Origin of the sequence: Priestia sp. TRN 1309 (assembly GCF_050846875.1) — a bacterium.
Lineage (GTDB): Bacteria > Bacillota > Bacilli > Bacillales > Bacillaceae_H > Priestia > Priestia zanthoxyli.
Genome location: NZ_JBOZGM010000002.1, coordinates 109400 through 134351, shown reverse-complemented (window position 1 = coordinate 134351; position 24952 = coordinate 109400). Strand labels below are relative to the sequence as shown.

Below are 24952 nucleotides of genomic sequence, written 5' to 3'. Positions count from 1 at the left end.
TGTCTCCTTTACTGCAAAGGCGGTATAGTTATTCGTTTAATTCCATTTGTCTCAAACTCTCGTATATAATCCATTTCTCGATGAAAAATTTGCATAAAAACTTCATTTTTTATTTCTTTAGTGGGTCCTATTTGCTCTATCACATCTCGTTTAGCCATGCGATAGGCTAGCGCTTCCCAAAACACTTCGTTATCGTATTCTCCAATAATATCTTGAAGAGAATCTTCATGTTCTTCTGTAAACATAACCTCACTGTTTAGCGTGTGAAAAGGTCCTTTTTCAAGGAAAGGCTCTGCGTGTGAAAACATTTGTTTTTCTACATCCGTATATTCCTGTGCATGCTCATCTTCCACTCCAGAACATGCTGTGACCATCCAGTTACCTAAATAAATTAAATCAAGCAGTTGAAAAAAGTGCGTTTCAGATAGTTGAAGTTCAATATCGTTTTTTACAGGAGCTTTTGACATAAGCGCGGATCTCTCCTTTAATTTTGAGGGTAGTTGCTACTAAATAAAATAGCTAAAAGGGTTAATATGCAGGCTAGCAGGAAAACTGAAGAAATGGCTTCACCTCTTTTCTGTAGTGTAAAAATAGAGGTACTGACATCCAAAGAAGTGAATACGAAGGGTGTAAACTTATCATAATCGAAATAAAGACAAGATACAAGACTTTTTTACTAAATTTTCTGACTATTTTCGTCATAAATACCTATTTTTGTTTTGTTTATACTAGAAAGGTCTGAAATTTGTGTGCTGAGCTGTTCAAAATAAAAAAGCGCTGAACCAGGCGCTTTAACGGTGTAAAAAAATAGATAAACCAATAAAAAAAGCAGCTAAAATAAAATCAAAAATCCATTGCCACTTCTCACGTTTTAACAATACGTGCTCTACCCCTGATAACAGCGAACTTATACTAACCAAAACAAAAATAAAGCTTAATTGGTTAAACGAAAATTTAGTGACAAAATTTGATACAAGTATGACTGCTACGGTGATGAACAGTGCCATTTGACTTATAAGTACCCATTTAATTCTCTGTTTATATCCGTCTTTTAAAGCTTGTAATAAATCGTTGCTGATCACTCTCACTAAACCCCTTTTGTATTCCTATCGTCAAAAGTAAGAACGCAGCAAAAAAACGCTTCTCTGCATCTTAACTACTTAGCAAAACTAGCTATTAAATCGAAACATAAATATCAACTTGACTGTACTCAGGATCAATACAGCGTTCATCATATAGTTCAAAATCTATTTTATAGGCACGATGATTTTTTTTAGCCCACTCGCGAATATAAGCCCAAGCCTCTACGACTACCTGTCTAGCTGGCCCAACAGCTGTTGTAAACACCATATATTCACCTTCTGGGATGATGAACTCTCTCATATCCTCTTTCAGTTCGCCGCCGGGTAAAACTTCGTAGCCGAGAGCAAATGTAAAATCCATTTTTTGATTATATTCAAATTCTGTATAAAGAGCAAATGTATTACCATTTACTTTATTGGCGATTTTATTAGCTAACTGTTGTTTATAAAAAGTCTGCCAGTGCTCAGGAATAAGACCTGTGCCCGTTTCTTCCACAGGTTCATCTGTTCGAATAGGCACTCCTACAACAGTGAATTCATTTACCTTGACTACTTTTTGACTTACGACTAAGTCAGTCAACATATTGAGCCCCCTTAATTCTTCTTTTTCTGTAGTTACAATGAGGGAAATACTTCTTAATATGCATTTTATTTGTATTCAAAGAAAACGTCAACCTTTTATGCAAATCCCTTAACGAAGGGGCTGAAGATCCTTCTTCTAAACTATAAAAAAACGATTCTATTTTCTTTGTACACATCATACGTATAAGATACCCCTAATTTACAATAGAGTGAGGTAAAAAAATGAAGATCATTGAACTTGCCGAATTCATTAAAACAAGTAAAAAAACAACTAAACTTGCTCTCTCCTCTTCTACAGTACAGTATACATTAGAAACAGATGATTTGAAAATTGAATTAAAAACAGGCGGCACGAATAAGCGAATCGTGTTTTTTCGCATCTTCTTAAAAGGAACATACAAGGATTGGATTTGTTATCACCGGAACGAACATCATATTTACGAATTGTATCAAAATATTCCTTTATCTCCTAAAATGCAAAAGCAGCTTTTGTATGCTATTGCATCATAAAAGAGCTGGCTTAGTTAACCAGCTCTTTTTCAATACATTAGACGAAGCTCAAGCTAATTAGGTTTTAAATTACTCATTTTTTATCAAAAAAACACCGGAAGCTTTGGGGTCAGTCCCTTGCTCCGGTGCTTTTCTTATTTATGCTGTAGCTTTGTAAACGAATGTTTGTGCGGCTTTGCATGTAACTTTCCCTTTGTCCATTGAATCCCTCTGTATAAATAGTACGAGCACCAAAAAACTGCTGGGACGATAAGTACATATGCGACGATACTATTTGTAAAGAAAGAAGAATCTATGGAACGAAGCAATCGATAGGTCTCATTTAATATACATATATGCACGACATAAATGCCAACTGAATTTTTCCCAACCTTTGAGAAAAACGAGTTTTTGCCAAGGCTTGGACTGCTTAATACGAATAAAAACAATGATGCTGATAAAAAGATCGTAGAAATAAAATAGTCTCCGGGCTTGCTGTGCTGGATATTAACCAACCAGTAGCGCTCGGCGATCTCTAACGCTGAAAACACAAAAAAGCTGGCTAAATAAATCATGGGTCTTACGTTTAATACTGACAGAATTTGCTTACCATAAAGGGCAAACATAGCTCCTAATACTGTATAGAACAAACCAAAGAACAAGGCATCTCTTGTTTGAAAAGAAAGTGGAAAAAATAAAGAATAAGACTGTCCAAATAACCCAGTTACATATAATACGGTGCTGATAAGCATTAATAAACCGATCTTTTTCCATCTTTGAAATAAGAAAACGATAACAACAGCCCAAATTAACGCAATCAAGTACCAAAGCTGAAATCCACTTGTGTCACTTCCATAATAAAAGATATCTTTGAATGTGATGGATGATGTTAAATAATCAGCTACTGCATCTTTTCGCTCTGCTAATGTTCCGTGGTTCTGAAATAAGCGCAGAACTACACCAAACAATAAATAAAAGATGAACCAACATGCATAAAGCTTTGAAATATTCCACGTGTATTTTTTTAAGTATGCAGAAGGTTTTGGGTGTTTTTGAATTTTATTCGTAAACAAATACCCTGATACAATAAAGAAAAAAGGAACCGCGAATCGTGCAAATGTGTCAACAATGACATCTAGCACATTTTCCTGGTTCCCTAAAAAGAAATCGTCATGTGATGGATTAACATGAATACAAACCACAAACACTGTAGCAAAAAACTTAATAAAATCAATTGAATAATTACGTTCCATCTTGTTGTCAGCTCCTTAAAATAAACTCGAGCTCTATTTTAGCATAATTATCCAAACGAAAAAGACATTTTGGTAAAATTAACCTTATAGTCATGGAAAAATTTTCTTAACTTCCAATATTCTAGTCTTGTTTACTTGTATGATGTCTTTCAATATTCCAAATAAATGATTCTAAAGAACTACAAAACAAAAAACAGATTACCGCTAACCTGTTTTTTAAATTAACATTTTCCATGCAAACTTATTATCTTGTTTAATATCGATTTCTTTTTCATGCAAAGCCTGCACATGCTGTTTAATTTGTTTGAGAAACAGCATTACTTCTCCGCTTGATACGGCAGCTGAGTTGAGAGATAACGAATGTTTTTTAGCAATTTTTAATTCCTCTGTTTCCACTGAAATACTTACGTGGCGAAATAAGTGCCAAGGGTAATAAACTGTTTTAAAAGATTTTGAGAAATAAATTCCTTTAGAACAAACGGTAATCCCCTCGGTTTTTTGAAGAGGATATGTATTTAAATGAGCTACAATTTTTTCTTTTGCAGGTAAATAGAGCCTGTTTCGCATCTCTTTTTCAACTTCTTCACATAGTTGTCCTGCTACCGACAACACATCTTTTGGATCAGGTGTTTGATGAATTTGAAAAGATGAACAAATAGAAGTTAATTCTTTTGAGGATACACATGGATATATATAGTCTTGACACATATATTCATGGGAATGAGTGCGAATAAATTTCTTGATTTTTTTTAATAGAGATACTAGCTTTCTAGCTGAGTAATCGTTTTGATTGACTTGAAATTTCTCCACGTCATTAAAACAAATCATTTCTTCTTTTCGAATGGTAATGGATTGAATGTTAGCGAAATCTTCCCATAACATTTTTCCTTTTTTCATCCCTCTGCTTTTCCAGTAAATCCCCTTATTTGTAAAGCAAATTCCCCTTTTATCTAGGCCCGCTATAAAAGAGCTGTGTAAATACGCAATTATTTTTTCTTGGGGCTGAAACTGAAAGTATTTGCTAGCCATTTTTTTGTAGAAACTAGGTATTTGCATTACATAAAATTGACTTTCTCTATAGATTAAGCATAAGTCAGTCAAATAATTAGTTTTCAGCGTCGCCACGCTCTCACTTCCTTTTTGAGTGTAAATAACCGTACCCATTTTTTTCTATTACTTTATAAACGTTTTTTGATGAAAAAAGTTTCAACTTTTTTTGTTTTTTATGAAAAAGCTTTAAATTGAAGCATTCCTTTCATCTAGGAGGTTATCTAATTACTCACTTATTCAATAATCTTATTTTAAACGTTCCCTACTTAATTAAGAAACTAAACCAGATAATAGCAATGCTTACCTGCTTTATCCAAATCATCCCCTGTGAACAAAAATAAACCGCAGCGTTAAAACGCGATGCGGTTTGTTTTTTAAGCTAAATAAGCTTCTTTTATTTTTTCATTGTGAATTAATTCCGGTCCTTTTCCTTGCAAAATAATTTCTCCCGTTTGAATCACGTAGCCTCGGTGCGCGATTTGCAGTGCTTGATAAGCGTTTTGTTCAACGAGCAAAATGGTCATTCCGCTTTTATTTAATTCCATAATAATCTCGAATATCTTTGTGAAAAATGTTATTTCTGGAAACGATGAAAAAGATTACTGTTTATGTACCCCTTTTTTCTCGCAATCTTTCATAATAGATTCAATCTCATATACAAAGAGAAGCTGAAAAAATAAAAATATAGTTATTTTCTACAATATACTCTTTGGCTGTATATATAACAAAAAAGCATGTCACCATAAGGAAACATGCCTTGTAACTACTCAACCTAAAAAAAGGTGCATATTATGCACCTTTTTATGACCCTTTGTTTTCCGCTTCTCCCCGAGTTTAACTATTGTTTCGTAAAGCCTGTGATCCCTCTTCCCCTGTTCGGATCTTAATCGCATTTTTTAATTCATAGATAAATATTTTCCCATCTCCAGGCTGACCTGTATTTAGTACTTTTCTTGCTTTATCAACAACGTCGGATACGGGAACTTCGCATACAACAATTTCCACTTTAATTCGGGCGTGCATATTGTCTTGTTTTTTGACCCCCCTGTAAAGTTCCGTAATGCCTTTTTGCAATCCGCATCCTAACGCATCTGTAACCGTAATACCGCTCACGCCAATTTTTGCTAGTTCTTGCTTAAGCTCTTCAAACTTTGAAGGGCGCGTAATAATTTCAATTTTTGTTAAAACATCACTCACTGTGCCCACCCCTTTTACATATTCGATTCGTGATACGCTCTTTCACCGTGCAGCGTAATATCAAGCCCGAGCGTTTCTTCTTCTTGTGTTGCGCGTAGAGATACTACCAACCCAACCACTTTAACAATAATGAAGGTAGCGATGCCGACAAATAGATACGTTGCTACGATAGCCACCAGCTGTTTCCATAGTAGACTTGGGTCTCCGTAGAATAAACCATTCGCGCCGGCATCATTTACAGAAGTTGTGGCAAATAAACCCGTTGCGATACCTCCCCATGTTCCTCCAATACCGTGAAGACCAAATGCATCTAACGCATCGTCGTAACCGATTTTCTTTTTAAGTGAGAAGATACCCCAAAAACAAACTGCTCCGCCGATAAAACCAATTACAATAGAAGCAAACGGTGTAACGAATCCACAAGCTGGTGTAATAGCTACAAGTCCAGCAATCGCTCCCGAAACGGCTCCAAGCAGCGTAGGCTTTTTATTAATAATCCACTCTACTACAAGCCAGCCGATAATTCCTGTTGCTGCCGCTGTATTCGTGTTAATGAAAGCCGTCATTGCAACGCTGTTAATAGTTAAGGAACTTCCAACGTTAAATCCAAACCACCCGAACCAAATCAGCATTCCGCCTAAAAGAGTTAGCGGTAAATTGTGAGGTGCTGCAGCATCGGCATTTTTTCGTTTTCCAACAACAAGAGCTAGAATTAATCCTGCTACACCTGATGAAATGTGAACGACGTTTCCGCCAGCAAAGTCAATAGCTCCTAGTTCACGAAGCCATCCGCCAACTCCCCAAACCCAGTGTGCAACGGGTGCATATACAAATAATGACCATAGGATAGCAAATAAGATAAATGCTGAAAACTTCATGCGCTCTGCAAAAGCACCCGAGATAATAGCTACTGTTAACACAGCAAATGTTAGTTGAAACATCATAAACATGTTATGCGGGATCGTTGCGCTGTAGTCCCCGTTTGGAGTGAATCCAACGCCTTTTAATCCCACCCAGTCCAAGTTTCCAATAAAAGCATTGCCACCGGTCGAAAATGCTAACGAATAGCCAGCTACTATCCAAAGAACAGATATGACAGCTAATGAACCTACGCTATACATCGCGGTACTTAACATGTTTTTACTTCGAACCATGCCTCCGTAAAACAATGCAATAGCTGGTGTCATAATCCAAACCAATAATGCTGAAAAAAACATAAATACTGAATCGCCCATTTGCATGATGATTTCCCCCTTAAGTACGAATAAATAACCCCTAAATTTAATGTTAGATTATATAACATGTTTTGTTATGTTTACTATCATATTTGATTTATATGTATTTAGCAACTACTTTTTGCAAATTTATTCAGAAAATTTTTGTTTTTTTATCCTCTTTTCTTTTTGTTATTTATTCTCCTATGTACACATAAGCTGAAATATCATTTATAAGTGTTAGAATTTCTAACATAAAAAATCCTCTTCTTGGAGTAGAAGAGGATTTTTCTTTACAAATACATATATACACCTGGTCCTAGAGGAATACCGAATACAGCAAAAACAATCAACATTATAATCCAAATTCCTAAGAAGGCTAAAGTATAAGGAAGCATAAGTGAAATGATGGTTCCAAGCCCTGCTTTTGGCTCGTATTCTTTCATAAAGGCTAAAATGACAATCATGTAAGGATTTAAAGGAGTGATTACATTGGTAGACGAATCTGCTATTCGGTAAGCTGCTTGAATAAATCCAGGGTTGTACCCTAACAGCATGAACAATGGAATAAAAATAGGTGCTTCTAGTGCCCATTGAGCAGAGCCGCTGAAAATAAGAAGATTCAGCAGAGCTGTTAAAAATACAAAACCAATTACAACGGGAAAGCCTGTTAGATGTAATGCATTCAATATATCCGCTCCTTCTACTGCGATCCACGTTCCAAGATTCGTCCAATTAAAGTAGGCAATAAATTGAGCAGCCGCAAAAATAAGGACGATGTAGCTTGCCATATCTTTCATCGAATCAGTCATATAAGCAGGTATATCTCTAGAACTTTTGATTTTCCCTACTGTTATTCCATAAACAGAGCCAACTACCACAAAAAACAGCAGCGTAATCGGAATGATACCATCTAAAAAAGGAGATGGAACAATTCCGCCGTCTTCATTTCGTAGAGGAGAGTTGGGCCAAAATAAGAAAACAGCTAGTACAACGACATAAATACATGCAGCAACGATACTGTTTTTTAAGCCTCTTGCTTCTGCCTCACTAATTTCACCAAAATCATTGCGTTTTTTTCCTTTATAATTACCCAGTCTAGGTTCTACAATCTTTTCAGTGACGATCGCTCCTATAATAGTTAAAACAAATACAGAAGCCGCCATGAAGTACCAGTTCGCTGCAGGACTGACAGCAGCGCTTGGGTCAATTGTTTTAGCAGCTTCAGTAGAAATGCCCGATAACAATCCATCGGTTCCGGATATAATAAGATTCGCTGTAAAGCCTGATCCCACCCCAGCAAATCCTGCCGCTAATCCAGCAAGCGGGTGCCTTCCTACTGTATAAAATATCATTGCTGCAAGCGGAGGAACGATGACAAAAGCAGCATCTGCCGCTAAGTTGGCCATAATTCCTGTAAAAATGATGGCGTATGTAATAAGAGCTTTTGGAGCATTTAAAATCGTTTTCTTTATGGCCACTTCAAGCAGACCTACTTTTTCTGCAAGTCCGACTCCAAGCATCATAGCAAGTACAAGTCCTAGGGGCTTAAATTCAGTGAAATTGGTCAGCATCGATGTTAAGATATACTGAATGCCTTCATGCGACAACAAACTTTTAATTGGAAGAGTCTTATTAGTACCAGGATGGACCACTGTTACTCCCATACTATTAATAGCAACAGACGCTAATACGATAATAAGCGCTAAGCATACAAACAAAATAAAAGGATCAGGTAGTTTGTTTCCGAATGCTTCTACTCTTCCTAATAGTTTGTCTAGAAAGGTTGTTGGATGTGGTTTTTGCTCTGTTTGCAAATTAGGTTGTGCCATACTTTCTCTCCCTTTTCTTTTAGATTCTTTTTGTTTTTTTCCTTTTAATTACCAAAAAGACTATTAGTACATAATAATCTGAATATTTATATTATTCAAGTATTATTTTTAAGGAATTTTTATTTATCTATTAAAACTAATAGCATTTAGATAAATAGAAAGCCAGAAGAGATCTTTTGAATCGACAATCAAAAATAACAAAAAGCTCTCCGTTTGAAGAGAGCTTTTTGTTATTTCGCTATACTAGATGGGGCAGACTCTTTTCCTGACTCGTTAACAGCTGTTACATAATAACGAGACTGAGATGCGTCGGAGTCGGCAAAGCTTTTTCGCTCAAATTCCGAAACGCTGCCAATATGGACAAATGTTCCGCCGGGGTTCTTTTTATAAATTCGGTAACCGATAATATTGCCTTCTCGTACCGCGTACCACGTAAGCAAATTACCGCTCATCTTTACATGTGTGGGAGGTTGTGGTGCAGTTGCTTCACGCTCCAATTCTTTTGCTTGGTCAGCTTTTAGTTCTGTATATACAACTAACCTCTCTTGATGGGTTCCTTCTGCACGGTCAAACGTGCCTGTACACGTAATTAGATTTAAATTACGTTTGTTGCTGTACCCAAAAATTTCGTTTAAAGGTGCCTTATCTCGCGGATAGCTTTTTGTACGTTTAACAACAAAGGTAAGCGTGGTCCCCTGTGCATCTCTTACGGTAATTTCATCGTCTTTTTTTAAGTTTTTTAGATTGTAAAAGACGGCAGGACCGGTTTTACTGTCTACGTGTCCTGCTAGTACAGCATTTCCTTTTACGCCAGGTTTAGCTCCTGGTTCAAACCAAGCAACTCCATTTTCTGTAGATGGCGCTGCCATTTCACCGCTGTCTAATAACCCTACTTGTTCAATTGAAGCCTCCACATGAATAGCTGGAATGGACACTTTTGCAGGAATGATTCCTTTGAATTCTTTGTTTAACTGTTTGGCTTCTGTTTTATGCTTTTTTAATACAGCAAATTCCTCTTCAAGCGTTACCCGGCTTTTTAAATCCTTTGATTGTGATTCTTTTTCTTTTTGCTTAGCTGCATTCTGTTGCTTCATTTCTTTTGCTTCTACCATTTGTTCTTTAAAATATAGTCCGCCGCTAACAAGCAGGACTAAACTTAATATACAGTAGGCGAGAACAATCGCTTTTTTCACATCGTCACCTCGTTTCACAGCTGTTTATAAAAAAGAAGAGAGAACAACCTCTCTTCTTTTTTTAGGACTCTTGACTTGTAATTCATAAGGAAAAGGAGAAAAAATATTATTTGCTTACTGGTTTCTTGCGTAAAATAACTCCAGCTGTTAATACAGCTAACGAACCTAGTGCAATATAGATCGCTGTTAGTGGGTTCATCGTTGATTCAGATGCCCCGCCCATACCTGTTTTCGGCATATCTGTTGGCATAGCTGTCTCAGCAAACTTATCGGGATTTTGTTTTACAATCGCTTCACCTAAAGCTTGGCCGACACCAAACATTAATTTATACCCTTCACGGTACGTATCATAACTTCCAGCGTAGTCGCCGGATGCATATTGCTCAAATGTTTTAATAACCGTATCTTCATGTGCTTTTATAGCTGCCTGTGCGTCTGCAGTTGGAAGGTTTCCATCTGTTGCTGTTCCTAAGAATGTACCAAATTCTTGCGCGAATTTATGGAGCTTGTCTTTAGCAGCTTTTTCTCCTGCTTCATCGCCTTTTACTTGTGCACTTACTAGTTCAGCTTGGGCATTGATGTGATCTCCTTGCCAAATTTTTTCGAATTGTGCAGCCCCTTCATCGCCATATACTGAACCGATTGCAGCTTTAAAATCTGCTGTGTTAGCATTTTCTAACCAGCTAACATAGTCGTAATCTTTTGAACCGTTGAACCCTTTTTCCATTCCCATTGTTGCTAAAGCAAAATGTTCTGCTGCTAAGCTGTTTAATGAAGAACGTAAATCTGCTGCTGGTGTATCTACTTTGGTATTATCGAATTTATCGGGCATTTGCGTTACGATTGCATTTGATAACGCTTTACTAATGGCAAACATTTGCTGATATCCTTCGCGGTATGTTTTAGCGGCCGCTTCGTAGTCACCAGCTACATAATCTTCAAATGTTTCTTTTACTTGGTCTTCATGTACGCGAAGCGCTTCTTTTGCTGCATCTTCAGGTAGTTTGCCTTCCGTAGCAGTACTTAAGAACTTAGCAAATTCATTTACGAATTGATTTACTTCTTTATCTACTTCAGCCATGGCTTCTTTGTCATTTTCTTTTGTTGCTTTTACAAAATCATCTGTGTAATTATTATGTTCTCTGAAAATTCTTTCAAATTCAGCTGCTCCTTTATCACCATAGACAGACGCAATAGCAGGCTCCATGTCAACGGCATTTTGGTCCAATGCTTTAAACGCAGCGTCAGCGTCTTTAGAACCGTCATAGGCTGTTGTCATAGCGGCAACGGCAAGCGTAAAGTGTTCAGATAATAAGTAGTCTAAGTTCGCTCGTAAATCTGCAGCTTTTGTTACTGCCGTTGGTTGTGCTTCCTCTGCGTTTGCAATTGTGGGCATCAATAGTGAAGCTCCTAGTACAGGGATCATTAACTTTTTGCTTAATTTCATCATTTTCCACTCTCCTCATTTTTAGTTGATGTACGCTACTTTTTTCATTCTTACTACATCTTAAATCATTAAAAAGATTGAACATTTTGAATATTCTTTATATTTCACCTTCATGTTCTCCCGTATTTAATGACTCTTTTTAGGAAGTATTCTCTTTCTATCTACTAAACGATTGGCGAATGACCTTGGATCACTTTTTTAAAACTTTTTTAAGATGTCATTTTCGTCAAGAATTCCTTCCCTTTCTACTTATCTAACGAACGCTTTGTTCAGCTAGATCACTTTTTTTGAAAAAGTTTTTAACCGCTTTTTTCAAGAAGTACTTCCTTTTCTACTTACCTAACGATCACCTTATTCTGTTGGATCACTTTTTTTAAAATTATTTTAAATTCAAAAGAAAAAGAAAGGTTTCTAAAGGAAACCTTTCTTTTTCTCTTTACTTATTTAAAAAATTCCACATCACGTTGTTTACTTCTTGAGGCTTTTCATGCTGAGGGGCATGAGATGCTTCAGCTAATCGGTGAACAGATATGTTTGGCACATATTCTTCAATACCATCTAAGTTTTCAGGCATAAAAGTAGGATCTTGATTTCCCCAAATAATTTGTACCGGGATGTTTAACACTTCTTCTTCTAACGGAAACAAAGATTTTCTTCGAAGGTCTTCTTCCGTGAAAATCTTTAAATTGCGGTAATAACTTAGCATGGACAGCACAGAGCCATTTTCCCAAGAGTTCATGTATGCTTGAACATCATCAGCTGTTAGGTATCCTTTTTTTACACCTGGGTCGATCACAAGCTTACGCAAACCTGAGAAGTTGTCTCGTTCCATATAGTCCTGTGCTTCTTGTTTTTGAAACCATTTCATATACTCGCTTGCTTTTTGCTGATTTTTATTTGTTCTAAGCTCACGCATAAATGTATAAGGGTGCGGACCGTTAAAAGCAATTAATTTTTGTACATATTCCGGGTAGCGATAAGCGAATGTCCATCCGATTCCTGCTCCCCAGTCGTGTACAACTAGCGTGCAGGAGCTATATCCTAGGCCTTCAATCACTTGGCGAATATCTTCTACTAATACATCAATCTCGTATGATTTTAGTCCGCTTGGCTTTTCAGATAAGTTATATCCTCTTAAGTCCAGAGCAACTGTGTGAAAATCATTAGAAAATTCATCTATCTGGTGTCGCCAAATATGCGAAAAGTCAGGAAACCCATGAAGAAATAGCATAAGCTCTCCTTGTCCCTTGCTTATGTAGTGCAAATTAACGCCATTTACGTTTATATACTGTTTGCTCATTGTTCATTTCCTCCTTTTATGTAGCTGTAGAGCAGTATAACGCTGTAAAAAATGAACGTCAATTCATTTGCTTCGTTCACTTCTTTTTAATTCTTTTTATGAATATAGTTAATTATTTAGAGTGGATTTTTTTGAAGGAGTGATTAACAATGGCTCATATCTATTCAAAGGGCTGGTTTGTTCAGCAGTTAAAAGCGGCCAATATCTCCAAAATCGATGGAAGAAAGCTAGAAAGTTATAAAACCTACATTCTTCGTAATTTACATGCTGAGCTTATAGAACAAGGTAAAATCAACGGCTAAAAGAGGTTGAGACATAACGAAATGAAACCTACGTTTGTCCTAATAAAAAAACGAACCACTAATCAAAAGTCTTGATTAATGGTTCGTTTTTCATTTCGTCTAAAATATTTTTGTCCCATCCACTTTTTTTACAGCGATTGCTGAATAAAAGATAATACGCGCTTTACATATTCTTTTTTGTATACATGATAATTTTGAACGTGTTCTGCTTTATCAGTTTTCCAGAAGTGAAAAGCATCCGGGTGTGTTTTAGCCATTTTTTCACTTTCAGTGTAAGGGATTTTTGTATCTCCTGTGCTGTGTATAAATAAAATTGGTCGAGGGTAAATATGCTCGACTGCTTTAATAGGACTAGCTTCAGCAGGATTTACATCTGCAATAACAGGAAGAATAGCAATGGTTAGCGGTGTAAATGGAAAATTTGGTAAATGAGACCATACAGATAGATTTTCTTTTAAATAAGAGGTTAAATCACTAAAAGGACTATCGGCTACCACTGCTTTTACGTCGTCATCTTGAGAGGCTGCTAATAAAGAAGTGGCTGCTCCCATTGAAATGCCGTAGAGCACAATTGGCTCTTTTGTTGTTTCTTTCATTTTCTGAATAACGCCTAATAAATCGAGCTGTTCTTTTACACCAATCGTCGTTTGATTTCCTTCTGAGTCTCCTGAATCTCTAAAGTCAAACATGACTACTCGATATCCCGCTTTTACAAATTCTTTACTCAGCGGCAGAAAGCCAGCTCCTTGTGCTTCACGGTTATTTCCGTATCCATGTGACATAATAACGGTCGCTTTTGGCTGTTCCGTTGGTTCAATCATCCATCCTTTTAAATGGGTTATTCCGTCTTTGCTCAAAAATACTTGATTGCTATAGTGCATGCCGTAATCACTAGGATTTTTCACAGCAGGATTTTTATCTAGTCTTGTCAGGCTTATGCCTACATAAAGAGAAATGGCCGTACAAAGTACAAAACAAAGAATAACAAAGGATATCAGGCTGATCCATATTGTTTTTTTCTTTTTACCTGTATTTGTCTGTCGATTTAGAACTGGAGTCAAGCTCGTTCCTCCTTTTTATCTAAGATCATCTTTCCTATTCTTATTGCTGCTTCCCTTTCTCCATTTTAAAGCTAGCCCATCTATTTTATGAATAAAATTCGTTTTATTTTCCACATATTTTTCCGGTTCAAAGCGATAGCGATGCGCTAGTTCTGTTTTCAACGTTTCGTATTCTTTGGCTGCATCAGGGTGAGTACGCAGATAATCTCGAAACCATATATGCCGATTAATTTCTGGGTGGCCTTTTTCATAAATATGAACGTGGTGAGTTCTTTCATTTCCACCTTTTTGGAAGTATCGTCTTCCTTTTATGCCGTTTTCACCTTTTGCTTCATATCCAAGCTGTTCCATCTTTTGATTATATGTATCTACTTTTTTTATATCTCTCACTTCAATAAGTAAATCAATAATCGGTTTTGCGCTTAAGCCGGGAACAGCAGTGCTTCCGATATGATGAATCTCTATTTTTAGACTGTTAAAAATAGAACTAAGCCGCCTTTTTTCTTCTTCAAATTGTTCCGGCCATTTATGACTATATTTCAATATTTCTATTACCCTTTTTATAGTCACTAACCTTCCCTCCCTTGTTCTTTATTTTAATAGACTATCACACCTTTCAATTAAATAAAAAGACCCGCCATATTAAGGTGACGGGTCTTGCTTCTAACTTCTGTAACAACAATGAATAATTAACGCTTTGCGTACAATAAACGTAATAGTAGCTTGTGAAGATAGTCCCGCTGCATTTGTAACTTGCACAATAATTTTATCGATTCCTACAAAGTTAGGGTTCGGTATATATGTGACGCTTCCTGTGTCTGGATCAATTTGAGCTGTTCCATGTTGTGCCCGTCGAACAATAGAATAAATAATTGGTAAACTTTGAGGATCTGATGCAGCTATTTGGCATGTTACCATTTCATTCATACGAAGAACAAAAGTCTGGTTATTGATAATTGGTTTTAATAAAACGGATGGTCGAACTGCAATGGTTATAGTAGTAATGATTTGATTTCCTAAGTCATCTCGTATTAGAACTGTAAAGGTATCGATTCCTGAGAATCCTGCATTTGGCGTATAAACAAAAGACCCGTTCTCATCTAGTATGACAGTTCCGTTTGAAGGATTACTATTCAGCGTATACGTTAAAGGTCGGCCCAAAAGGTTTGTTGCAATAATAGTAGCACTAAGTGGTGTATCTTGAGACGTTACAAACTCGGTTGTAATTGGGGTAATTTCATTTTGAGTGGGTAACACGTTCACTGTAACAGTAGCAAAAGCCTGTTGACCCGCATTATTCTTTACAAGCACAACGAACTGATCCTCACCAGTAAATCCGAGGTTTGGCGTATACGTAAAGGATCCGTCAGTATCCAATACAAGTATGCCGTTCGCTGGAGATGTTTCAACTAAATACGTGAGTGGACGATCTTGTGTGTCAATAGCTTGAATTTGTCCTTGGAGTGTTGAGCCTGTCGTAATGTTATATTTCGAATCATTTACCTGAATTTCTCCACTTGGATTTGAAATAACAACAGTTACTGTGGTTGTAACAGAAACACCTAAGTCGTTTGTTACGGTGACGTTAAAGAAATCTATTCCTGCAAAGTTAAAGTTGGGGGTATAAACAAAAGAGCCATCACTATTAAACACAAGTGTACCATTTTGTGGCTGCGAGCTTAAGGTGTACTTAAGTGGGCTTCCTTGGGAATCTGTGGCAATGACTTGCCCTGGTACCGATTGATTTACAATTCCAGAAACAACTAGCGGCTGTACGGAAATCGTGCTTTCTGCTTGCTGTACATTAATGTTTACAACGCCAATTGATGAATCTCCTCGCTCGTTCTGTATAAGAACAGTAAAGGAATCATTGCCGTAAAAGCCCGGGTTTGGCGTATATGTGAATGTACCATCTAAATTCACAATGGCTGTTCCTCTAAGCGGTGGATTATTAAGGAAAAAGCGCAGTGGACTTCCGAGCGCGTCTGTTGCGGTAATAACGCTAGATACACTTTCATTTTGCCTCGTTTGCTCATTTACGTTTTGTACAGTGATAACATCTTGCACTTTAGTAACAACGATTGTAACTGGTGCAATAGCTTGATCTCCCTGATCGTTCTGCACAAGAACGGTAAACTGATCCTGACCGCTAAACCCCGGGTTTGGCGTGTACGTAAAGGTTCCGTCCGCATTCACACTGACTGTGCCATATAGAGGATTTGTGCTAGGTGTATACGACAGCGGACGTCCCAGCTGATCGCGTGCTTGAACCTGCCCGGATACCGGCTGACCTTCTCCTGTAGTAAGCGTAAGACTCTCTGTTACAATTTGATTTTGAAATGGCGTCACCGTTATATTAATAATGCTTGTTGCAGTTAAACCTATTGTATTCCCTACAAGCACGACGAATGAATCATTTCCAAGGAAATTTGGATCAGACGTATACGTAAAGGTTCCGTCTGCATTTAAGGTGACAGTACCATTTGCAGGTTCTCCAATTAGCGTAAACGTAAGTGGACGCCCTTGAGGGTCGGCTGCTTGCACTGCACCGTCTAGCGGCTGCTGTTCAATAGCTGTTAAATTTTGATTAGTGGCAATTGGCGCTTGATTTACAGGTTCTTGGACGGTAATAGATACGGTAGAGACCGCTGTACCTCCCGTCAAATCAGTTAACAGCACCTGAAATTGATCTTCCCCAAAGTATCCAAGGTTTGGTGTGTACGTAAACGTACCGTTTGAATTGACAATAACCGTTCCGTTTGCCGGCGCTACGCTTAGTGTATAGGTAATTGGACTTCCGGATATGTCAAATCCTACTACTTGCCCCGATACGGGCACATTATAATTCGCAGCTAGTTCATAATCGCTTGTAGTAATTTGAGCTGATGTTGGTGTTATCGTGATAACAAAGCTTGCAATTCCTTGGTCGCCGTTGCTGTCTGTCGCTACAATAGTAAATAAATCTTCGCCCACAAAATCAAGATTCGGGGTGTAAACGAACGAGCCGTCTGGATTAATAGAAACCGCTCCATTTAAAGGAGGCGTTCCTAGTGAATAGGTAATTGGAAGCCCCTCTGGACTAATAGCCATAACTGTTCCAGAAACTGGTATGTTGACGACGGTTGTTAAGTTTCCGCCGAGAGCGCTTATCGGCTGCGTTTGCGGAGGAAGTACTTGAACAATTACCGAGCCAAACCCTTGATTACCAAACACGTCTCTTGCTACAACAGAAAAAGAATCTGTTCCAACAAATCCTGAATTCGGCGTATAAGTGAACGAGCCGTCTGAATTAACAATCACACGTCCATTTAAAGGGACAACTCCAATACCTACAACAAATGAATCTCCTTCTGGATCTACAACGGTTACTTGAGCAGATATAGACGTATTATAAGGTGTTGTAACACTTAAAGGTGTAACAGCTGGTGCTTGGTTTACACTTGTTACATCCACTAATACGACGGACGTTGCTGCTGCTCCTCTGCTGTCTCTTACCTGTACGGCAAACGAATCGACTCCAACAAAATTAGGATTTGGCGTGTACGTAAAACTTCCATCTGGGTTTACAACGGCCGTTCCATTAAACGGTGGTCCTGATAATGAAAAAATTATTGGATCTCCTTCTGGATCAACGCCTGGAATTTGTCCAGACACCGATGTACTTTCAGGTGTTGTAATGCTTAAATCGTTTGTGACCGGCGCGTTGTTCGTATCAAAGACTGTAACGGTAACAGTAGATGTAGCGGTAAGTTCAGACGTATCTTGCACAATAACGGTAAAAGTATCAGTTCCAACAAAATTAGGGTTTGGTGTATACACATAGGTGCCACCTAAATTAATACTCGCCGTTCCGCTTGCTGGAGCTGTTCCTAAAACGTACGTCAGCTGCTCTCCGTTTGGATCTGTTCCAATAACCTGCCCGGATACTGGTGTGTTTTTAGGTGTTGAAATGCCGTAATTTGGCACAACAGGTGGCCGTTGAATTGGCGTTATGGTAACCGTGACGTGAACGATTGCAAAATTTCCTGATGGATCGGTAATTAAAATGTCAAAGCTGTCGTTTCCAGTGAAGCTCGAGTTTGGTGTGTACGTAAAGCTCCCATTTGGATTCACGACAGCCGTTCCGTTATCGGGAAGATCTTGCAGCGTATACGTCAGCTGCTCTCCGTCCGGGTCGATGGCAATAATTTGACTGCTCACAGGCGTGTTTTCAAGGGTCGTTAAGCTAATATCTGAAGGCGCAATGGGCGGATCGTTTACTGGTGTAACGTTTATAGTGAGCGTTGAAGTAGCCGTGTCTCCTTGGGGATCAGAAACAATGATTGTAAAAGTATCGACTCCGTTAAAATTAGGGTTCGGTGTATACGTAAAGGTTCCGTCTAGATTTACAACAGCCGTTCCATTCGCCGGAGGAGTTCCTAGCTGATACGTTAGCAAGTCGCCGTCTGGGTGTGTGGCAACCACTTTTTGCGTCAGGGTTGTGTCTTCGTTAATGGTATATTGATAGTCTGGTATAATTGGTGCATCATTTACTGGAAGTACCGTGATAAACACATCTATAATAATAAAGTTTCCTGCCGTATCTGCTATACGTACTGAAAAGTGGTCAGGTCCGTTAAAGTTTGGATTCGGCGTATAGACAAAGGTGCCGTCTGGGTTCATAATCACTGTTCCATTTTGTGGTGGATCTTGCAGCGTATATGTTAACGGGTCTCCATTTGGATCAGATGCTGGAATAGCACCGTTCAACACAGTATCTTCGTTTGTTGTAAATTCAAGAACACTTGGTGCCACCGGCGGTTTGTTCACTTCTAAGACGGTCAAGCTTACCGTAGAAATCGCTGTCCCTCCAGATCCATCGCTTACTAACACGGTGAAGCTGTCATTACCGAAAAAGCTAGGCGCCGGAATATACGTATACGTGCCATCAGTATTTACGGAAGCTGTACCGTTTGTTGGAGCTGTATTAAGCGAGTATGTGAGCAGATTTCCGTCGATATCTGTAGCAGAAACTGCTCCGTTAAAGTTTGTATCCTGGTTGATCGTAAACTGATAATTTGGTACAACCGGCGGCTGATTAACTGGAAGCACAGTGATATTTACGTTAGTGATAACAAACGTGCCGTTCGGATCACTGATTCGAACGGTAAACGTATCAGCTCCGCGATATCCTAGCAGCGGGGTATACGTAAAGGTTCCGTCTGGATTGACCACTGCTGTTCCAAAAGTAGGAAGATCCTGTAATATATATGTGAGCGGCTCGCCGTCCGGGTCAATGGCAGCAATTTGTCCTGTTCCTACCGTATCTTGATTAATAACTAAACTGATATCGTTAGGGGCAATCGGCGGGTCATCAATTGGAAGCACGGTTGCAGTAATAGTAGAAACCGCTGCTCCACCTAACCCATCGCTTACTAGTACCGTAAAAACATCTATTCCATTGAAGTTAGGGTTTGGCGTATAGACATAAGTTCCGTCTGGATTAACTGTGGCTGTTCCATTCGTTGGTGGTGTCTGAAGAGAGTATGTGAGCGGATTTCCATCAATATCCGTTCCGATTATAGCCAGTGAAATAGACGTATCCTCATTTAACGAGATTGAATAGTTCGGTACAGCAGGCGGTTGGTTAACTGGAAGCACGGTAATATTTACGTTAGTGATAACAAACGTGCCGTTCGGATCACTGATTCGAACGGTAAACGTATCAGCTCCGCGATATCCTAGCAGCGGGGTATACGTAAAGGTTCCGTCTGGATTGACCACTGCTGTTCCAAAAGTAGGAAGATCCTGTAATATATATGTGAGCGGCTCGCCGTCCGGGTCAATGGCAGCAATTTGTCCTGTTCCTACCGTATCTTGATTAATAACTAAACTGATATCGTTAGGGGCAATCGGCGGGTCATCAATTGGAAGCACAGTTGCAGTGATGATAGAAACCGCTGTTCCACCTAAGCCGTCGCTTACTAGTACAGTAAAGACATCCATGCCATTAAAGTTAGGGTTTGGCGTATAGACATAAGTTCCGTCTGGATTAACTACGGCTATTCCATTCTCCGGCGCTGCCTGAAGAGAGTATGTGAGCGAATTTCCATCAATATCTGTTCCAATTACAGCAAGTGAGATAGACGTATCTTCATTTAATGAAATGGAATAGTTTGGTACCGTTGGGGGATCATTGACCGGAATAACGTTAATAACAACAGATGAAGTTGCATTTCCTCCAGCATTGTCCGTAACGTACACCGTAAATGCATCCATGCCATTAAAATTAGGATTTGGTGTATAGGTAAATTCACCGGTTGCGCTGTTAATAACAACGGTCCCGTTTGTTGACTGGTTTTGAATGGTATAAATCAGCGGATTCCCTAGAGAATTTGTAGCAATAATTTGACTCGTTAGCGGCGTATCTTCGTTTGTGCTCGTTTGAAGGTCATCGGCCACGGTTGTTCCATTGGAAGCTAAAATAGCAACAGTGACGGTTGAAAGGCCGGTTAGTCCCTCTGTGTTTGTGACTAAAACGGTGAAGACATCTGTGCCAGTAAACCCAAGGTTTGGTGTGTAAAGGAACGTACCATCAGCATTTAAGGTAACCGTGCCATGTGCAGGTGATTGCTCAATTGTATAGGTAAGGGTTCCTCCGTCGGGATTGGTCGCAGGAATACTGCTTGTAATTGGAATATTCACTGTTGTTGAGACGTCTCTGTCTCCGACAACTGGCGGATCGTTTACGGGTAAAATGGTAATACGGACAGTTGAAATGGCAGAAGCTCCACTTGTATCTGCAACTAAAACGCTAAACTGATCTAATCCGTTATAATTTAGGGCTGGCGTATAGATAAAAGTGCCGTCTGCATTTAAAAGAACAGTTCCTCCAGCTGCAGGCGGATTTAAAAGTGTAAACGTTAGCGGATCTCCTTCTGGGTCACTTGCGGGAATCTGGCTTGAAAAAGAAGTATCTTCGTTAATTGTAAAGCTTAAGTCAGATGTGACGGGTGCATCATTAACAGGTATAACGTTAATGGTCACGGTAGAAAGTGCTGTTCCGCCCAGTCCATCACTTACTAGTACGGTGAAAACATCAATTCCTGTAAAATTCAAGTTTGGGTCATAAGAAAAGCTTCCATCTGCGTTTACTACAGCCGTCCCGTTAGCAGGAAGGTTTTGTAATGAATACGTTAGCGGGTTTCCGTCAATGTCTGTAGCGACGATATTTCCTACAACAGAGCTATCTTCCTGTGTGCTAAACGTATAGTTGGGTACAAGCGGCGGATCGTTTACGGGTAAAATGGTAATACGGACAGTTGAAATGGCAGAAGCTCCACTTGTATCTGCAACTAAAACGCTAAACTGATCTAATCCGTTATAATTTAGGGCTGGCGTATAGATAAAAGTGCCGTCTGCATTTAAAAGAACAGCTCCTCCAGCTGCAGGTGGATTTAGAAGTGTAAACGTAAGGGAATCTCCTTCAGGATCACTTGCAGAAATCTGGCTTGAAAAAGAAGTATCTTCGTTGATGGTAAAGCTTAAGTCAGACGTGACAGGTGGATCATTAACAGCAATAACATTAATCGTGACCGTAGAAACAGCTGTTCCGCCTAGTCCATCACTGACTAGTACGGTGAAAACATCAATTCCATTAAAGTTCAGGTTTGGCGTGTAGGAAAAACTTCCGTCTGCGTTTACTACAGCAGTCCCATTAGCAGGAAGGTTTTGTAATGAATACGTTAGCGGGTTTCCGTCAATGTCTGTAGCAACGATATTCCCTACAACAGAGCTATCTTCCTGTGTGCTAAACGTGTAGTTGGGTACAAGCGGCGGATCATTTACAGGTAAAATGGTGATATTTACCGTAGAAAGTGCTGTTCCGCCCAGTCCGTCGCTTACTAAAACGGTAAAAAGATCGGTTCCGTTATAATTAGGGTTTGGCGTATAGGTGAACGTTCCGTCAAGATTCACAACAGTGGTTCCGTTTATAGGCGGGTTTTGCAGTGTAAATGTTAAAGAATTTCCATCAGGATCGGTTGCAATAACTTGATTTGTTAAAACCGTATCTTCATTAATTGTGAAAAATAGATCTCCTGTAATCGGCGGGTCGTTAACAGGCAAGACATTTACCGTAACAGTAGAGAGTGCTGTCCCCCCTAGTCCATCACTGACTAACACAGTGAATTGATCCGTCCCATTAAAATTCACATTAGGCGTATAAACAAAGGTTCCATCTGAATTAACGACTGTAATTCCGTTTGTTGGAGGAGTGTTCAGCGCATAGGTCAACAGATTTCCATCTACGTCCGTTGCAATAACGGCTGCTGTTAGCGGACTGTCTTCTTGAGTCGTAAACGTATAGTTAGGAACAACTGGCGAATCATTTACTGGAAGAATTGTGATAAAAACGGTTGATATAGCACTTCCTCCTAGCCCGTCGCTCACTAAAACGGTAAAGGTGTCCGTCCCAGTGTAATTTAAATTAGGCGTATAAACAAAGGTTCCGTCTGGATTTAAATTAACCGTCCCTTGAACAGGCGGATTTTGCAGCGAAAATGTCAGGGGATTCCCATCGGGATCGGTTGCTGTCACTTGCCCCGTTAGGATTGTATCTTCATTAATTGCAAAGTTTAAATCTCCGGTAATTGGATTATCGTTGACGGGAAGAACGTTAATAGTCACGGTAGAAATAGCCGTTCCGCCCTGCCTATCGCTGACTAACACAGTGAATTGATCCGTGCCGTTAAAGTTGGCATTCGGTCTGTAAATAAAAGTACCATTAGTGTTAACAACGACGGTTCCATTCGCAGGCGGCGTGTTAAGAGCATATATCAGTGGGTTTCCATCAGGGTCTGCTCCCACTACCGCCCCTTCTACTGGACTATCTTCTTGCGTAGTAAAGGTGTAATTAGGAACCGTTGGCGGGTCATTGACGGGAAGTACTGTTACCCTTACTCTTGAAACGGCTGTTCCTCCAAGCCCATCACTTACTAAAACAGTAAATTGATCAATTCCGTTGAAGTTGGGGTTAGGCGTATAGATATATGCTCCATTTGGATTGACTAGTGTCGTTCCATTAGACGGAGGATCTTGAAGTGTAAAAGTTAATGAATTACTATCAGGGTCAGTTGCCGTTACGGCCCCTATTAAAGGGGTGTCTTCATTTGTTGTTACGTTATAATCCTGCGTAACTGGAGAGTCATTTACAGGTGTGTTAATAATCGTGACCGTAGAAACAGCTATTCCGCCTTGCCCGTCTGATACAATTACCGTAAACGGATCTGGGCCGTTGAAATTAAGGTTCGGCGTATAGGTGAACTGTCCGTTTGGATTAACGGTTACGGTTCCATTTGCCGGTGGCGTGCCGAGCTGGTAAGTCAGCGGATTTCCGTCTACATCTGCTCCCACTACTTGCCCAACGGCTACAGTATCTTCTGGATTCGTGACAGTATAATTTGGAACCGTTGGCGGCGTATTAACGGCCGTTACTGAGTTAACCGAAGAAGCACCGCTCCCGGTTAATTGATTTCCAGGGGTTGATTGAAATTGATAGGTAATAAGCGCTTGGTTATTAAAAGTAGTCACATTCGTAAGGGGTCCGGACACTCGAACTTGATAAGTAACGATGACAGACTGGCCGATTCCAAGCGTTCCGAGCGATACGCCGTTACGAACATCAGCCCCCGCCTGTACTACCCCTCCTATTGTTACGCTTTGCGGAATAAAGGATGTAGCGTTTGACAAACTATCTTGAATACTAACAGAGTTTGCCACCGCTGTTCCTGTATTGCTCACTTGTACGGTATAAGTAATAACGTCTCCTACTCGAGCCGAAGATACGTTTGAAGATTTGCTAACATTAATAACCGGTGCGTTAATGTCAACTTGTATGCCTAGTGTACTGAGCACGTACGTGTCGCCGCTTGTTGTTCCTCGTACTACGGCGCTCGATTGGTTATTCTGTAAGAAAGAGGAAACGTTGATATTAGTTATATCCCACCCCTGTCTCGCTCCTGAGACAGTTGTAGTACCGGGCACAGAATTAATATTCCCAAATGTTCCTGTTGTATCTAGCGTCCCTGTATCTCCGTTGATTTGTGAAGCAAAAAAGTTTGTAATGGGGTTATTAGGACCTGAAACAGCCTGTAGAGAAGCAGTGGACGGACCGAACTGAAGCTGATCTCCTGTAATAGACGGGTCTCCTTCAATAGCGCTGACGAGGAGTCTTCCCTCTACAAGTCCCGATACGGGTGTGCCGAACCCTGAAACGGTTGCTGTAGAAGAACCTGTTCCTGTACTTGTTAACTCTGCACCGACAAATAAAGATAGATTACGAGATTTTTGCAGCGGATCTGCATAGATAACAGCTAACGTCCAGCCTGTACAGTTTAAGCTGTTCTCAGATGTGGCCTGAGTACCGGGCACGCCCAGCACGGTGTGGGTTCCTGGAGAAGAGATTAAGCTAGTTACATTGGCGCTTCGTACATAAAAGTTATTTCCGTTTGTAGTAAGAGTGTTTCGAGTAATAGTATCTGACTGAACGCTGAACGTGCCATTAGGCGTTCTTAAAGTAACGGGATTGTTTAAAAATGCACTAACATTTTCTCCTCCTAGATTATAACTCCCTCCCCAAATGAGCTCAGCATATAAAATGCTGGTTGTGGTAGACGGAAGGCGCAAAATGGCACTTGAGGAATTTTGGGTCCAATCGGCTGTCGTTCCAGTCGGAAAGGAGCCATCAATGGAACTTGGATTAACGCTAAAAAAAGTTCCGATAGCACCAGCAGTTCCCGGTGCATTAGCGTTGTTTTGTTTGTTTAACCCAAACGTGTTTCCGGTAAACGTAATTGCCCCATTAGCATTTGATAAAAATCGGTTAACATAAGGCACTTCTTTCACCTCTTCTTAATAGAATATACATCGACAATATATAAAATATAAAATTTCGTTAAAAACGTGCCAATT

General features: G+C 39.5%; 16 protein-coding genes and 1 pseudogene. 2 read left to right on the top strand and 15 right to left on the bottom strand.

Going from position 1 to position 24952, the window contains the following annotated elements; genetic code table 11:
* Positions 1-8: 8 nt before the first annotated feature.
* The 3 genes from ACRPLQ_RS07965 to ACRPLQ_RS07955 form a co-directional block, all read right to left on the bottom strand.
* Positions 9-467, bottom strand: coding sequence for a hypothetical protein (locus tag ACRPLQ_RS07965; RefSeq protein ID WP_033579407.1), 459 nt, complete (start codon positions 465-467; stop codon positions 9-11).
* Positions 468-791: 324 nt separating this feature from the next.
* Positions 792-1082, bottom strand: coding sequence for a hypothetical protein (locus ACRPLQ_RS07960; protein WP_013057601.1), 291 nt, complete (start codon positions 1080-1082; stop codon positions 792-794).
* A gap of 94 nt (positions 1083-1176) precedes the next feature.
* Entirely contained in the window at positions 1177-1665 is a 489-nt protein-coding gene (locus ACRPLQ_RS07955) for a GyrI-like domain-containing protein (RefSeq protein WP_028412859.1), read from the bottom strand.
* A gap of 221 nt (positions 1666-1886) precedes the next feature.
* Here ACRPLQ_RS07955 and ACRPLQ_RS07950 point away from each other — a divergent pair, with 221 nt between their 5' ends.
* The gene (locus tag ACRPLQ_RS07950) at positions 1887-2174 is read left to right on the top strand and encodes a hypothetical protein (protein ID WP_028412858.1); all 288 of its coding nucleotides are present in this window, start codon (positions 1887-1889) and stop codon (positions 2172-2174) included.
* A gap of 134 nt (positions 2175-2308) precedes the next feature.
* On the opposite strand, the gene ACRPLQ_RS07945 is transcribed toward ACRPLQ_RS07950, so the two are convergent.
* The 9 genes and pseudogenes from ACRPLQ_RS07945 to ACRPLQ_RS07905 form a co-directional block, all read right to left on the bottom strand.
* The gene (locus tag ACRPLQ_RS07945) at positions 2309-3406 is read right to left on the bottom strand and encodes an acyltransferase (protein ID WP_154973683.1); all 1098 of its coding nucleotides are present in this window, start codon (positions 3404-3406) and stop codon (positions 2309-2311) included.
* A gap of 216 nt (positions 3407-3622) precedes the next feature.
* Positions 3623-4303: a hypothetical protein gene (locus ACRPLQ_RS07940; protein ID WP_223546143.1), complete on the bottom strand. Its 681-nt coding sequence runs from the start codon at positions 4301-4303 to the stop codon at positions 3623-3625.
* A 527-nt stretch (positions 4304-4830) separates the two neighbouring features.
* Positions 4831-5019 (bottom strand): annotated as a pseudogene (locus tag ACRPLQ_RS07935) (ABC transporter ATP-binding protein); the annotation flags it as partial.
* A gap of 271 nt (positions 5020-5290) precedes the next feature.
* Positions 5291-5653 (bottom strand): P-II family nitrogen regulator, encoded by a 363-nt coding sequence (locus tag ACRPLQ_RS07930; protein ID WP_013057611.1) that lies wholly within the window; start codon positions 5651-5653, stop codon positions 5291-5293.
* A gap of 14 nt (positions 5654-5667) precedes the next feature.
* Positions 5668-6894, bottom strand: a complete 1227-nt coding sequence (locus ACRPLQ_RS07925; RefSeq protein WP_028412855.1) for an ammonium transporter — start codon at positions 6892-6894, stop codon at positions 5668-5670.
* Positions 6895-7160: 266 nt separating this feature from the next.
* Positions 7161-8699 (bottom strand): AbgT family transporter, encoded by a 1539-nt coding sequence (locus tag ACRPLQ_RS07920; RefSeq protein WP_205689623.1) that lies wholly within the window; start codon positions 8697-8699, stop codon positions 7161-7163.
* 230 nt (positions 8700-8929) lie between these two features.
* Positions 8930-9892, bottom strand: a complete 963-nt coding sequence (locus ACRPLQ_RS07915; protein WP_165635356.1) for a class F sortase — start codon at positions 9890-9892, stop codon at positions 8930-8932.
* Positions 9893-9998: 106 nt separating this feature from the next.
* Positions 9999-11342, bottom strand: coding sequence for a hypothetical protein (locus ACRPLQ_RS07910; protein WP_033579419.1), 1344 nt, complete (start codon positions 11340-11342; stop codon positions 9999-10001).
* Positions 11343-11775: 433 nt separating this feature from the next.
* A complete protein-coding gene (locus ACRPLQ_RS07905) occupies positions 11776-12639 on the bottom strand; it encodes an alpha/beta fold hydrolase (protein WP_033579420.1) in 864 nt (287 codons plus the stop codon).
* A 149-nt stretch (positions 12640-12788) separates the two neighbouring features.
* Between ACRPLQ_RS07905 and ACRPLQ_RS07900 the strand changes: the two genes are divergently transcribed.
* Positions 12789-12941 carry a YflJ family protein gene (locus ACRPLQ_RS07900; protein ID WP_080743170.1) on the top strand — a complete coding sequence of 51 codons (153 nt, stop codon included), beginning with the start codon at positions 12789-12791 and terminating at the stop codon, positions 12939-12941.
* A gap of 128 nt (positions 12942-13069) precedes the next feature.
* Here the strand turns inward: ACRPLQ_RS07900 and ACRPLQ_RS07895 are convergent, their stop codons facing one another.
* The 3 genes from ACRPLQ_RS07895 to ACRPLQ_RS07885 form a co-directional block, all read right to left on the bottom strand.
* Positions 13070-14002 carry an alpha/beta hydrolase gene (locus ACRPLQ_RS07895; protein ID WP_432235865.1) on the bottom strand — a complete coding sequence of 311 codons (933 nt, stop codon included), beginning with the start codon at positions 14000-14002 and terminating at the stop codon, positions 13070-13072.
* Positions 14003-14017: 15 nt separating this feature from the next.
* Complete coding sequence (locus ACRPLQ_RS07890; RefSeq protein ID WP_432236024.1) at positions 14018-14566, bottom strand: GrpB family protein; 549 nt, start codon at positions 14564-14566, stop codon at positions 14018-14020.
* Positions 14567-14665: 99 nt separating this feature from the next.
* Positions 14666-24877, bottom strand: coding sequence for a tandem-95 repeat protein (locus ACRPLQ_RS07885; protein ID WP_432235864.1), 10212 nt, complete (start codon positions 24875-24877; stop codon positions 14666-14668).
* Positions 24878-24952: the final 75 nt, after the last annotated feature.

Excerpts from the sequence above, each read along its gene's own strand:
- ACRPLQ_RS07965 (WP_033579407.1), bottom strand. The coding sequence starts at position 467 with ATGTCAAAAGCTCCTGTAAAAAACGATATTGAACTTCAACTATCTGAA.
- ACRPLQ_RS07955 (WP_028412859.1), bottom strand. The coding sequence starts at position 1,665 with ATGTTGACTGACTTAGTCGTAAGTCAAAAAGTAGTCAAGGTAAATGAA.
- ACRPLQ_RS07950 (WP_028412858.1), top strand. The coding sequence starts at position 1,887 with ATGAAGATCATTGAACTTGCCGAATTCATTAAAACAAGTAAAAAAACA.
- ACRPLQ_RS07945 (WP_154973683.1), bottom strand. The coding sequence starts at position 3,406 with ATGGAACGTAATTATTCAATTGATTTTATTAAGTTTTTTGCTACAGTG.
- ACRPLQ_RS07940 (WP_223546143.1), bottom strand. The coding sequence starts at position 4,303 with ATGAAAAAAGGAAAAATGTTATGGGAAGATTTCGCTAACATTCAATCC.
- ACRPLQ_RS07925 (WP_028412855.1), bottom strand. The coding sequence starts at position 6,894 with ATGCAAATGGGCGATTCAGTATTTATGTTTTTTTCAGCATTATTGGTT.
- ACRPLQ_RS07920 (WP_205689623.1), bottom strand. The coding sequence starts at position 8,699 with ATGGCACAACCTAATTTGCAAACAGAGCAAAAACCACATCCAACAACC.
- ACRPLQ_RS07910 (WP_033579419.1), bottom strand. The coding sequence starts at position 11,342 with ATGATGAAATTAAGCAAAAAGTTAATGATCCCTGTACTAGGAGCTTCA.
- ACRPLQ_RS07905 (WP_033579420.1), bottom strand. The coding sequence starts at position 12,639 with ATGAGCAAACAGTATATAAACGTAAATGGCGTTAATTTGCACTACATA.
- ACRPLQ_RS07900 (WP_080743170.1), top strand. The coding sequence starts at position 12,789 with ATGGCTCATATCTATTCAAAGGGCTGGTTTGTTCAGCAGTTAAAAGCG.